This is a genomic window from Actinosynnema sp. CS-041913 (assembly GCF_050942485.1).
GTDB lineage: Bacteria > Actinomycetota > Actinomycetes > Mycobacteriales > Pseudonocardiaceae > Actinosynnema.
On the sequence record NZ_CP192037.1, the window covers coordinates 6,303,174 to 6,315,195 of the forward strand.

Sequence of the window (12,022 nt, forward strand, 5' to 3'; positions counted from 1 at the left end):
GCGGAAGGACGCGACGCGAGTGGCTCAGCGCCCGCACAGCGAGATGGCCAGCGACGAACTGGGCGGGAGGAACGCCGACCACTTGCCGGGCCGGTCCAGGGTGCCCCGGGCGAAGACCGCCGCCGCGCCGCCAGGGTGGCAGAAGAACAGGCCGCCCTGGTCCACGGCCGCCGGGGCTTCCAGCGTCTGGGCGAGCAGCACGACCTCGCCGGGATCGGCCCGGAGGGCGGCCACGGCCTGCTCCGGGGGCTCGTTGCCGAACGGGGTGTCCATCTCGGCGAGCAGCGCGTCGAAGTCGCGGCGGCACGCGGCGTCGTGCACCCGGACGGCCTGGTCGAGCGCGCCGGCGGGCAGTGGCCTCCCGTCGGCGTCGGTGCCGGCGACCGTCCCGCAGGCCCACGACGGCGTGGTGGTCACGCTCGGGATCGTCGTGGCGGTCGTCGTCGGCGCGGCGGTGGTCGGGAGCCCGGCGCTCGTCGGCGGCGCGGCCACCGGCTCGGCGCGTTCACGTTCCAGCCGGATGAACACGGCGGCCAGCACGATCGCAACCCCCGCGACCACGCTCCACAGGACCACGTTCCCCGGCCGTCTCATGTGCAGTCCCGGTAGCTGACACCGAACCGCCGTGGATAGGGCACGGGTCCGACGCTGAACCCGGTGGCGAGCAGGTAGGCCGAGCGGTAAGAGACCTCCTGCGGGCCACTGCACGCCAACCCCGACACCCGGAACGGCCTGCCGCCGTCGTTGACGACCGTCTCCCGCAGCCGGTCGCCTTCCTGGTGGACGACCACAAGTTCGTACTCGTAGGCACGCAGGCGGGCGAACGTCGTCAGGGCCACCTCGTGGGTCTCACCGGGCGCCAGGTTGATCGTGCTCGACGGGAAGAACGGCCCGGTGGGCTCGCGCTTGCCCGACTGGCCCGGCGGCGGCGAGGGCACCGGCGTGGTCGCCATCAGGCTCGGGAAGGCGTCGTCCAGATACAAGTGGACGTTCGAGGACTCCTCGCCGCCCTGGGGATACACCTGGACCAGGCTGCCGGACAGCGGGGCCGTGCTGCGGCGGACGGCCGGCCTGATGTCGGTCACCCGGACCGGCCGGTCCCGCGAGCCTTCGAGGTGCAAGCGGACGGTGTGCTGCTGCAGGCTGACGGCGTTCGGCTGGGTGCGGACGTCCTTGATCAGCGTGCGGTCGACGGCGGACATCGGCTGCGCCAGCCGGGCCAACAGCTCGGGACCTGGGAACTCGGCGGACTCGCTGACGTAACCCCACGGCCCCTGGTCGTTGTGCGTCATGTCGGCGGTCACCCGCAGGTCGGGCGGCGCGTCGGGGTTCGCCGCGGTCGGCCCGCTCGGCCAGGACACGACCAGCGCGGCCACCACCACCGCGACGCCCAGCACGGCGGTGGGCAACAGCCACGCGCGGAGCTTCGGCCCGGTCAGGTGGACGTCGCCGTGGATGTCCCGCGCCTGCACCACCCGGTCGACCGGTCCGTGGTGGACGTTCCGCGTCGCGCCGGACTCGTCCTCGGCTCCACCGCCGGTCATCCCACCCCCAAGTCCGGCGCGAGTGTAGCCGGCCGGCGGGATCGTTCAACCGCAGAAATCGTGGTTCGACGGCTCAGTACTTCGGTGCGGCGGCCGGTCGTCCACTGTGGAGTCCGCGGCGCACGGACTCCACCGCCGGGCTGCCCACCGTCAGCGGATCACGAAGCCGCCGTTGGGGCTCAACGTCTGCCCGGTCAGGTAGGTGCCGTCCGGGCCCACCAGGAATGCCACCGTCGACGCGATCTCCGCCGGTAGGCCGAACCGCCCCAACGAGATCTGCCGCTCCAGGTCACGCCGCACCACGGGCGCCATCACGTCACCCAGCGGCGTGTCGATGTAGCCGGGCGCGACGCAGTTGACCCGGATGCCCTGGGGCGCGACGTCGCGGGCCACCGCCCTGGTGAGGCCCTCGATGCCGGCCTTGGCCGCCGAGTAGTGCGGGATGTGCGCGCAGCCGGTGAGACCGCAGATGGACGACACGTTCACGATCACCCCGCCGCGCTGCATGTGCCGGAGCGCGGCGCGGATGCCGTAGAAGGTGCCGTCCAGGTGGACGCCGAGCATCCGGTGCCACGCCTCGTCGCTGATGTTCACCGTCGCTTCGAGCAGCGTCGTGGGCGTCCCCGACGCCTCCTCCTCCAGCCGCGACGCGAGCCGCCCGAAGGCGTCGTCCGCTTCCTGGCCGCCGCGGATGCCCGCGTTGTTGACCAGGATGTCCAGCTTGCCGTAGGTCTCGACGACCGTCCGCACCGCCTCGTCGACCTGCGCGGAGTCGGCGACGTCCGCGATCACCGCCATGCCGCGCGTCAACAGACCCGCGGTCAGCTCCGCGCCGGACGAGTCGACGTCCAGCGCCGCCACCCGCGCGCCCTCGGCGTCCAGCCTGCGTGCGACCGCCTCGCCGATGCCCGAGCCCGCGCCCGTCACCAGCGCCACCTTGCCCTCGATGCTGCCCATGGGCGCAGACGCTAGTTATGCCCTGCCGACTTGCTGTGCCCTCGACCACAGTCGGTGCGCTGGTGGTCAACGGGTGTTCGCCATCGGGCAAGCGTTCATCCGGTCGTCACCGCACGCTGGTGGCCGTACCGGGCGGACGGAGGCGGCATGACCGAGGTTGACCGACGTATTCCCACGAAGAGCGGGGGAAATTCGATCGTCGGATTCGGCAGGCAGGTATTTCGCGCGGAGTCCAGCAGCGTGCTGATCGCGACGATCCTGCTGGTGCTCCTCATCGGCGCGCTGCGCCCGACGTTCCTTTCCGTCGGGCAGTTGAAGGACGTGCTGAACAGTTCGGTGTACGTGGCGCTGCTCGCGGCCGGCATGGCGTTCCTGTTGGCGATGCGCGAGATCGACCTGTCCGTGGGGGCGATGTTCGGGCTCTCGCTGATCACGTCGGCGCTGCTGATGCGGGACGGGATCGACCCGTGGCTGGCGTGCGGGGCCGGGATCGTGCTGGGCGCCGTGCTGGGTCTCGCGAACGCGCTGGTGGTGCGGCACATCGCCATCCCGGCGTTCGTGGCGACCTTGGCCACGATGCAGCTCTACCGAGGACTCGCGGTCGCCCTGGGCGACGGGCAGCAGGTGACCGGGCTGCCGCTGGAGCACTCGTTCTTCTCCGTGCTGGGCGGTGACCTGCTGGGACTCCCCGTGAGCGTGTGGATCCTCATCGTGGTCACCGTGGCGCTCACCGTGGTGCTGCGCTGGACGCCGTTCGGCTACCGGGTGCGGTCCATCGGGTCCAACCCGGACGCGGCGGCGTTCTCCGGCATCTCGATCCCGCGCACCCGGCTGTACGTGTTGGTGCTGGTCGGCGCGGTCGCCGGGCTGGCGGGCGTGCTCGGCCTGGCGTTCTTCACCTCCGGTGACCCGAACATCGGCATCGGGTTCGAGCTCCAGGCCATCGCCGCGGCGGTGATCGGCGGCACGCCGCTGCGCGGCGGCGTCGCGACCGTGGTCGGCGCGGTGTTCGGGGCGATCCTGCTGGGCGTCGTCTCCAGCGGACTGGTGTACTTCAGCATCCCCGCGAACTGGAGCGGCTTCGCCACCGGTCTGGTCGTCCTGCTGGCCGTCGGGGTGGACAGCGCGCTGCGCAGCCGGCAGCGGGCGCGCGAATCAATGCTCGGACTGTGAAACCCCGCGTAGGAAATGAGGTCCTGATGCGTCCCCAACGGTACGTGGCGGCGTTGGCCGTCGCCGGCCTGGTCGCAAGCTGCGGCACGGCGGAGCCGTCCGCCAACGCCCCGCTCAAGATGGCGTTCGTCTACGCCACCTCGACGCAGAACCCCTTCCAGGAGATGGCGTTCGGCGCGAAGGCCGGCGCGGCCGACGCCGGCAACGTCGACCTGGCGCTGAGCGCCCCGTCCGGGGTGGACGGTCCGCAGGAGGTGACGCTGTTCCAGTCCGCGATCCGCAACTCCAAGGACGGGGTGGCGCTGGAGACGCTGACGCCGGACCTGTTCGTCCGGCCGCTCAACCAGGCCACCGACCTCGGCGTGCCGGTGGTCGCGGTGGACACCGCTCCCCCGGCGGGCACCAAGGTCGACCTGTTCATCGGCAACAGCAACACCGAGCTGGGCAAGCTGCTCGGCGAGGAGTTCGTCAAGCAGGTCCCGGAGAACGCCACCGGTGAGGTGGTGCTGGGCAACGCCATCCCCGGCCTCACCCTGCTCCAGCAGCGGCTGGACGGGATGAAGTCGGTCATCGAGGCGAAGCGGCCGGGCCTGCGGATCACCGGGCCGTTCGACTCCGGCTCGGAGCCGACCTCGAACTTCACCAAGTGGAACGACATCGTCAAGGCGCACCCGGACGCGATCGGCTACCTGGGCGTGGGCGCGCAGGACGCGGTGTCGCTGGCGCTGATCCAGAAGAACACCGGCCGGAAGTTCCTCGCGGGCTCGTGCGACCCCGACGTGTCGGCGCTGCAGGCGGTCAAGGACGGCTACGTGTTCGCGCTGGCCTCTCCTGAGCACTGGCTGAAGGGCTACGTGGCGCTGCGGCTGCTGGCCGACCACAAGCGCACCGGCAAGGAACTGCCCAAGGGCTGGTGGAACACCGGCTCGCTGGTGGTCAACGCGGCCAACATCGACCAGATCATGACCCGCCAGAAGGACGAGGACTCCCGCAAGGCCGCGTTCAAGGCGGAGACCGACAAGCAGCTCGCCGACCCGTCGAAGTACCTGCGTCCCATCGGGGAGGCCAACTGATGCACGCCCTCACCGCACAGGGGATCACCAAGGCCTACGGCGGCGTCACCGCGCTGGCCGGAGCGGACCTGACGCTGCGCCCCGGCTCGGTGCACGCGCTGCTCGGCGAGAACGGCGCGGGCAAGTCCACGCTGATCAAGGTGATCACCGGAGCGGTGACGCCGGACGCCGGCACGCTGCGGCTGGCGGGCGCGGAAGTCGCGTTCGCCAGCACGGCCCAGGCGGCGGCCAACGGGGTCGCCGTGGTGTCGCAGGAGCTGAACCTGTTCCCCGACCTGGACGTGCTGGCGAACCTCTACCCGATGCGCGAGCCGAAGCGCGGTCCGCTGTTGGACCGGAAGGCGATGATGGAACGGGCGTTGCCCGTCCTGAAGCAGCTCGGCCTGGACATCGACCCGCGCGTGAAGCTCGGTTCGCTGTCGCTGGCGGAGCGGCAGCTCGTGGAGATCGCGAAGGCGCTGATCGTCGAGCCCAGGGTGCTGATCCTGGACGAGCCGACGTCGGCGCTGGACAAGGACAGCTCCAGCCGCCTGCTGGACATCCTGCGGGTGATGCGGGACCGCGAGGTGGCGGTGGTGTTCGTGTCGCACATCCTCGAAGAGGTGATGAACCTCTGCGACGAGATCACCGTGCTGCGCGAGGGCCGGACCGTGCTCGACGCCCGGCCCCGCGCGGAGCTGGACATCGGCGACATCGTCCACGCGATGCTCGGCCAGGACCTCCCCACCCCGGTGCGGACCACCGGCAAGCCGTCCGCCGCGAAGCTGGAACTCCGCGACGTGACCGTGCCCGACCGGCTGGCCGGGGTGGACCTGACCTGCTCCGGCGGCGAGATCGTCGGCCTGGCGGGTCTGGCGGGCGCCGGTCACACCACGGCGCTGGAGGTCATCGCCGGCATCCGCCGCCCCAGCCGGGGGTCGGTGACCTTGCCGGGCGGCCGGACACCCCGTGACTTCCGCTCGGCCATCGCGGCCGGCGTGGCCCTGGTGTCCGGCGACCGGCGACGGGTCGGGCTGATGCTGGACAAGCCGGTGTGGGAGAACATCGCCCAGGTCCGGCCCGTGGCACTGGCCGGCGCCGGGCTGCTGCGGACCAGCGCGCTGCGCGACTCGGCGAGGGAACTGGCGGCCCGCGTCCGGGTGCAGCCGCCGAACGTCGACGCCAGGGCCGGCCTGCTGTCGGGCGGCAACCAGCAGAAGGTCGTGCTGGCGAAGTGGCTGGCCGCCGACCCGTCCGTGCTGCTGCTGGACGACCCCACGCGCGGCGTGGACCTCGGTGCGCGCGCGGAGATCCATTCGCTGCTACGGAGCGTGGCCGACACGGGCAAGGTAGTGGTGCTGTGCTCGACCGACCTGGACGAGCTGGTGTCGGCTTGCGACCGGGTCGTGGTGTTCCACAAGGGGAAGGTGTGCGCGGAACTGACCGGTGACCGGATCGACCAGCACACCATCCTGCGCACCATGAACACCGGGGCGTTGTAGGCCTTCGACGCCAAGAACGCTGGTCCCCCGTTTTTGCTTTCGGTTTTTACGCAGCTTGACGGCAGAAGAGTGACCACGGACTCAAAGCACTCTATAAGCACGCAATTCTGGGCTCAAGCCGGGAACAGCACGCAACGGGACCACATCATCGATAGCCCTAAAAGCTGCCGGGGGACCGGACTCAAAGCAACACGCCGCCCGCAAAGCAACCCGCCCAGCGTGCCAGGCCGCGTGCCCTTCAGCCCGAGGAGCACGCGACCTGGCACCCGCAAGTGCACGTTCCGTAGCGCGCGTGGCGTTCCAGCCGTCCCTGACAGCTTCAGGGCTTATCGATAATGTGGTGCCGCTGCTTAACGTTCCCGGCTTGAGCCCAGATCTGCGTAAGTACTGGTCGCCTTGCTTTGTGGTTCCTCTGCGGTGGTGCCGTTTCGTCACTGAGTTCACGGAGTGCGTTCGGCTCGGTGGCGTTGAACCACCCGATAGTGCGAGGCCTATCCCCGGCTGGTGGATGCCGTCCGGGGGTCCGGGCTGCCAGTCTCGGAACTTGTGACGGACACCGCCCCCGCCTCCGCCCCGAAGGCTGCCGACTGGACCATCCCGACCGGGCTGGGCACGTCGGCGGCTCGTGTCGCGACCGAGTTCGCCCAGGTGCTGGCCGCCGCGTCGGCCCCGGCCCGGTCGGCCCCGGTCGATCCGGTTCCTGTCCAGGACCCGGCCTATGCCCTGCGTCCGTGGGGTGACGGCTCCGCGCCGCCGTTGTACGTGCCGATCGTCGAACGGATCGACGACGCTCTGACCGAAGTGGTCGAGGACCTGCTGGTGGAGTGGGCTCGGGAGTGCGGGTTCGAGGGTGCGGAGCTGGACCAGTTGCGCAAGGCCGGGTTCGGGCGGCTTGTCGTGCTCGCCCACCCCGACAGCGACGATCCCGAACGCCTCCTGATCGCGGCCAAGCTGAACGCCGCCTGGTGGGCCGCCGACGACCTCTACGCCGATGACAGCGGGATGGGTGCGACGCCGACCGCGCTGCCGCCACAGCTTGCCCTGGCGATGGCGGCCATGGACCCGGTCGCGCCCGCCGGCGAGTTCTCCGAGCCGTTGGAGGAGGCGCTGCGCTCGGACCCGGTGCTGGTGGCGTTGCGGTCGGCCACCGAGCACCTCGCCCGGCACGGCACCCCGGCGCAGGTCCAGCGCGCCTGCTACGCGACGTTCGCGATGTTCGCCAGTTGGAACGCGTACGCGGCGTGGCGGCACACGGGCGAATACCCGTCCGCCTGGCAGTACCTCGCCACCCGGCAGCACGACAGCTTCTACACGTCGATGACGCTGTCGGACCCGGTCGGCGGGTACGAGCTGCCGGCGAACCTGTACTACGAGCCGCGCGTGCGGCGGTTGACCATGCAGGCCGGCACGGCGTCGGTGATGGTCAACGACCTGCTGTCGGTGGCGAAGGACGCCGCCGACGAGAAACCGGTGTGCAACATGGTCCTCCAGATCGCCGCCGACCGGCAGTGCTCGGTGGAGGAGGCCACCGAGGTCACCGTCGGCCTGCACAACCAACTGGTCCGCGACTTCGAGGCAGGCCACCGGGAGCTGCTGTCGGTGCCGTCGCCCGAACTCCACCGGTTCCTGCGCGGGCTTCGGGCGTGGATGGGCGGCGGGTTCGAGTGGCACAACACGAACCCGCGTTACCGGGCCTGAGCCCCAGTTTCGCCTTCATCGTGCGCTGAACGACGGAAACATCGATCTTGCGACTCACCTTCCGGGGGACGGTTCCTCGCTGGAGCGGCCGTGGAACCATGGAGTCACCTGGTCGAGAGGAGCCGGCGTGTCGGTCGAAGGTGTTGCCGCCGCAGTCCGCACCCTGGATGGGCGCACGCTTGCCGGGACGTTGGTCGCGCCAGGCGTCGCCGAACGCGCGGCGGTGTTCGTGCATGGCGGCGGCGTGACGCGGAACGAGGGCGGCTTCTTCACCCGGATGGCCACCGGCCTGGCTGAAGCCGGAGTAGCCAGCATGCGCTTCGATCTACGCGGCCACGGTGAAAGTGAGGGGCACCAGGAGGAGCTGACGCTCTCAACCATCCTCAACGACATCTCGGCGGTCATCGCCCAGGTCCGCGAAGCGACCGGCGCGGCAGCCGTGAGCCTGGTCGGTGCGAGCTTCGCGGGCGGCATCACCGGCTACTACACCGCCAAGCGACCGGATGACGTAGACCGACTGGTCATGATCAATCCGCTGATCGACTACAAGAAGCGCTTCGTCGACGACAAGCCGTACTGGACGAACAACCACATCGACGACGAAGCCGGCCAGGAGCTGGCCGGGCAGGGCTTCGTGGCGCACTCACCGACCTTCAAGCTCGGCCGGGCGCTGCTCAACGAGGTCTTCTGGCTCAAGCCCGGTGAGGTGATGGCGGAGATCGCCCGTCCAACGCTCATCATCCACGGCACGCAGGACACGTTCATCCCTGTGGAGTCCTCGCGGACCGCTGCGGGGCGGCTGCGCGCCGAGCACCGCCTGGTGGAGATCGAGGGCGCGCAACACGGCATCGCGGTGCACGAGGACCCGCAGTACCTCCACCCGCAGACCCAAGAGTGGCAAGCGTTCGCCATCCGCACCGCGGCCGACTGGATCACGGGCCGCGGCTGACCGCTACGCCTTCACCGCTCCACGCAGCTCGCGTACCACGGCCCTGTTGCGCCAGGGCTCCAATGTCTGAAGCACCTTGGTCAGTTCCTGCACGGTCCGGGCGGAGTTCGCGTCACGGGCGTACTTCAACGCTGTGATGCCGGTCTGGGCTGCCTGGTCCGGCTCTCCGGCCAGTGCGAGCGCGGATGCCTTGAGGGACAAGAAGTAGCCGTAGTCGCGGGGCGAGAATTGGTTGGTGCTGAGCCACTCCTCGTACAGCTCGGCGGCCCGTCGCGGCCGGCCGGCCTCCGTGTGGCAAATGGCGGTCTGCATGGTCAACAAGGTGCGGTTGTAGTGGGCACCGAGCGCACTCTCCGTCACCTGCTCGTCGGCTTCGGCCAGCAACTCGTGTGCCTGGTCCAGCTTCCGCGCCACCAGCGCGCCATCGTGGCCCAGCATGGCGTGGCCGCGCGCTTCCTGCTGCGCAACCTCGGCGCGCACCCGGACCGGCAGTCGCCAGGGGCCGGCCTGAGCAGCCTCGGACAAGGTGAGCATCCGCAGCGCGTCCCGCTCGTCGTAGGCGGCTTGGGCCTTCTTGAGCAGGACGTAGCCCTGCATGGCCGTGTCACCGGCTTCCTGCGCCCACTCGGTTGCCCGGTCACGCCAGAACTGCGCCAGGACGAAGTCGCGGAGGTCCCGGTACAACCAGCCGGCCAACTCCGCGCCGACCGCCGCTGTCTTCAGCAGCTCGCGGCGCACTTCCGGTCGGACATCACGGGCACGCTTGTCCACCGCGCCCAACAAGCCAACCAGCACCGGCAACGTCTTGCCGGGGCCAAGCCGACCGTCGTCGGCCGCGCAGCCGGCGAACTGCGCGCGGAAGTAGTCGACAACCGTCCCGTCCAAGTAGCGGCCGGCCTGGTTGAGCGCGGCAGCCACATGCTGGAGTTCATCCAGACCAAGTGCGGGCAAGGCTGCGGCGGCCAAGCCGTGCTGAAGGAAGGATCGCCGGTCCAGCCGGTTCATGGCACCCCATCCGGCAGCCGTCGTGAACCAGTGCTCGTCCGTTGGCCCTGCCGAGGTATCCATCGGCAGGAGCACCACCTGGCCGTCGACCAACACCGGTACGAGCATTCGCGCACCGTCGGCTGACTTCGCGGGCATGTCGGGGCGACGTTTGGACCGCTGTTCGGCTTTCGCCGTGTCGCGGAGGGCGAGCAAGGCTCCGCCGGCCTCAAGGGCGCGGTCCAGGGCTTGCACGAGTTCCCGTGATGGCAGGTTGTTCGTCGCGCGTTCCGCGAGCGACACGTATTGACGGGTGTAACCGATCTTCGTGGCCAGCTCGGGCTGGCTGAGCTTGGCATCCGTGCGACGCCGCTTGATCTCCTGTGCCAGCCGCGCAGCAGCCGGAGCTGGTTCGTCTACCGTCGGTCCCTCGCGCTCGGTCACGGTGACTCCAAACGAGATGCCTCGGCCGAGGCCAGGAGCGGCAAGGAAGGTGCCGTCGAGTCATCGTAGCTGGTCGGAGTCAGAGCGGAACGGAGCGTCACCGCTGTGGCCGCTCCCGAGGGGAACCGGCCTGCCCGCGATGAAGCCGGGAGCGGGTCAGCCGGCGATCAGGGCGGCGGCCTTCTCCGCGATCATCGCGGTCGGGGTGTTGGTGTTGCCGGACACGATCGTCGGCATCACCGAGGCGTCCGCGACCCGCAGCCCGGCGATGCCGCGCACCCTCAGCTCCGGGTCCACGACCGAGCCCATGGCGCACGTGCCGGCCTGGTGGTGGTAGGTGACCACGGACCGCCGCACGTAGTCCCGCAGTTCGAGCTTGCCCGGGTACAGCTCGTCCGTGCCGAACTCCTTGAGCGCCCGCTCGTGCCCGATCTCCTGGCACAGCAGCACGGCCTCCACCAGAGCGTCCACATCGGACTGTTCGGAGAGCACGCGCGGATCGATCAGCGGGGGGCCGTCCGGGCTGGACAGGGTGATCCGGCCGGCGCTCGCCGGGCGGATCAGGCCGGCCATCAGGGAGAAGCCGTTGTCCGGGCCGGACATCCACGTCTCGTAGAGCGGGGCGCTGAAGTGCAGCGGCTGGAGGTCGGGGGTGGGCAGGCCTGGCCGGCTGCGCCAGAACAGGTGGGTCTGCGCGGGTGGGAGGCCCGGCGTGTGCTCGATCGGCTTCGACGTGCTGAAGATCGTCGGCACCAGCCAGTGGTCCTGGAGGTTCTCGCCCACGCCCGGCAGGTCGGCCACCACGTCGATGCCCAGCGCCCGCAGGTCGTCCGCCGGGCCGATGCCCGAGCGCAGCAGCACCTGCGGCGAGCCGATCGCGCCGGCGCTGAGGACGACCTCGCCGGCCCGTGCCCGGTGGACGCGGTCGTACTCCGTCCACTCCACACCGACGCACCGGTCGCCGGACATGAGCAGGCGGCGCACGTGGGCGTTCGTGACGAGGGTGAACCTCGGGTGGTCGAGCACCGGGGCCAGGTAGGCGCGGGCGGTGGTGTGGCGCAGGCCGGCGGCGATGGTGAACTGCATCCGGCTCACGCCGGTCTGGTCGGCGCCGTTGTAGTCCGGGTTGTACGGCACGCCCGCCTGCTGCGCCGCCGTGAGGATGGCCTCCTGGACGGGGTCGGCGGTGAAGTCGCGCAGGATGGTCAGCGGGCCGCTCTCGATGCGCCGGAACACCGGCTCGACGTCCGCCCAGGACCAGCCGGTGTTGCCGCGCGCCGCCCAGTCGTCGTAGTCGGCGGGGTTGCCCCGGACGTGGATCATCGCGTTCAGGGCGTGCGAACCGCCCAGCACCCGACCCCTCGGCAGGTGCAGCGGGCGGTTCGCCGCGTCGCGTTGGGGGACCGTGCGCAGACCCCAGTCCTGCGCGCTGTCCCACAGCTCGTGCATCCGGAACGGGTCGTGGATGGCGGGGTTGGTGTCCCGTTCGCCGGCCTCCAGCAACAGCACCGTGCCCTCGGTGAGGTCCAGCAGCCTCCGCGCCAGCACACAGCCGGCCGTGCCCCCACCCACCACCACGAAGTCCGCGTCGACCATGGTCCAAGTGCAGCAAACCGGAGGCCGACGTCCTTGAACCGCAGCGCACGCCCGTTGACCGGCCGTGCATCATCGGACCCGAAAGCTTCGTGCCGGCGCCCGCGATACCCGGCTGCGCGGCGA

The 12,022-nt window shown here is 70.4% G+C and carries 10 protein-coding genes; 5 read left to right on the forward strand and 5 right to left on the reverse strand.

The features are described 5' to 3' along the window. Positions 1–24 precede the first annotated feature (24 nt). From ACQPZF_RS28055 to ACQPZF_RS28065, 3 genes are all read right to left on the reverse strand, one after another. Complete coding sequence (locus ACQPZF_RS28055; RefSeq protein ID WP_433261892.1) at positions 25–594, reverse strand: hypothetical protein; 570 nt, start codon at positions 592–594, stop codon at positions 25–27. Then, complete coding sequence (locus ACQPZF_RS28060; protein ID WP_433261894.1) at positions 591–1,544, reverse strand: hypothetical protein; 954 nt, start codon at positions 1,542–1,544, stop codon at positions 591–593. The genes ACQPZF_RS28055 and ACQPZF_RS28060 overlap by 4 nt, the downstream gene beginning before the upstream one ends. A 150-nt stretch (positions 1,545–1,694) precedes the next feature. Further along, entirely contained in the window at positions 1,695–2,501 is an 807-nt protein-coding gene (locus ACQPZF_RS28065; RefSeq protein ID WP_433261896.1) for an SDR family NAD(P)-dependent oxidoreductase, read from the reverse strand. 147 nt (positions 2,502–2,648) lie between these two features. Between ACQPZF_RS28065 and ACQPZF_RS28070 the strand changes: the two genes are divergently transcribed. From ACQPZF_RS28070 to ACQPZF_RS28090, 5 genes are all read left to right on the forward strand, one after another. After that, the gene (locus tag ACQPZF_RS28070) at positions 2,649–3,674 is read left to right on the forward strand and encodes an ABC transporter permease (RefSeq protein WP_433261898.1); all 1,026 of its coding nucleotides are present in this window, start codon (positions 2,649–2,651) and stop codon (positions 3,672–3,674) included. A 26-nt stretch (positions 3,675–3,700) separates the two neighbouring features. After that, positions 3,701–4,747 carry a sugar ABC transporter substrate-binding protein gene (locus tag ACQPZF_RS28075; RefSeq protein WP_433261900.1) on the forward strand — a complete coding sequence of 349 codons (1,047 nt, stop codon included), beginning with the start codon at positions 3,701–3,703 and terminating at the stop codon, positions 4,745–4,747. Then, positions 4,747–6,228 carry a sugar ABC transporter ATP-binding protein gene (locus ACQPZF_RS28080; protein WP_433261902.1) on the forward strand — a complete coding sequence of 494 codons (1,482 nt, stop codon included), beginning with the start codon at positions 4,747–4,749 and terminating at the stop codon, positions 6,226–6,228. Before ACQPZF_RS28075 ends, ACQPZF_RS28080 begins: the two co-directional genes overlap by 1 nt. 546 nt (positions 6,229–6,774) lie before the next feature. Then, positions 6,775–7,926, forward strand: coding sequence for a family 2 encapsulin nanocompartment cargo protein terpene cyclase (locus tag ACQPZF_RS28085; protein WP_433261904.1), 1,152 nt, complete (start codon positions 6,775–6,777; stop codon positions 7,924–7,926). 127 nt (positions 7,927–8,053) lie between these two features. Continuing rightward, positions 8,054–8,875, forward strand: a complete 822-nt coding sequence (locus ACQPZF_RS28090; RefSeq protein WP_433261906.1) for an alpha/beta hydrolase — start codon at positions 8,054–8,056, stop codon at positions 8,873–8,875. Positions 8,876–8,878: 3 nt separating this feature from the next. Here the strand turns inward: ACQPZF_RS28090 and ACQPZF_RS28095 are convergent, their stop codons facing one another. Continuing rightward, on the reverse strand, positions 8,879–10,303 hold the full coding sequence (locus ACQPZF_RS28095) for a helix-turn-helix transcriptional regulator (RefSeq protein ID WP_433261908.1): 1,425 nt from the start codon (positions 10,301–10,303) through the stop codon (positions 8,879–8,881). A gap of 156 nt (positions 10,304–10,459) precedes the next feature. Further along, the gene (locus tag ACQPZF_RS28100; RefSeq protein ID WP_433261910.1) at positions 10,460–11,899 is read right to left on the reverse strand and encodes a GMC family oxidoreductase; all 1,440 of its coding nucleotides are present in this window, start codon (positions 11,897–11,899) and stop codon (positions 10,460–10,462) included. Positions 11,900–12,022 lie beyond the last annotated feature (123 nt).

What these genes read in the sequence shown, in the direction of transcription:
- ACQPZF_RS28055 (WP_433261892.1), bottom strand. Translation starts at nt 594, where the DNA reads ATGAGACGGCCGGGGAACGTGGTCCTGTGGAGCGTGGTCGCGGGGGTT.
- ACQPZF_RS28060 (WP_433261894.1), bottom strand. Translation starts at nt 1,544, where the DNA reads ATGACCGGCGGTGGAGCCGAGGACGAGTCCGGCGCGACGCGGAACGTC.
- ACQPZF_RS28065 (WP_433261896.1), bottom strand. Translation starts at nt 2,501, where the DNA reads ATGGGCAGCATCGAGGGCAAGGTGGCGCTGGTGACGGGCGCGGGCTCG.
- ACQPZF_RS28070 (WP_433261898.1), top strand. Translation starts at nt 2,649, where the DNA reads ATGACCGAGGTTGACCGACGTATTCCCACGAAGAGCGGGGGAAATTCG.
- ACQPZF_RS28075 (WP_433261900.1), top strand. Translation starts at nt 3,701, where the DNA reads ATGCGTCCCCAACGGTACGTGGCGGCGTTGGCCGTCGCCGGCCTGGTC.
- ACQPZF_RS28080 (WP_433261902.1), top strand. Translation starts at nt 4,747, where the DNA reads ATGCACGCCCTCACCGCACAGGGGATCACCAAGGCCTACGGCGGCGTC.
- ACQPZF_RS28100 (WP_433261910.1), bottom strand. Translation starts at nt 11,899, where the DNA reads ATGGTCGACGCGGACTTCGTGGTGGTGGGTGGGGGCACGGCCGGCTGT.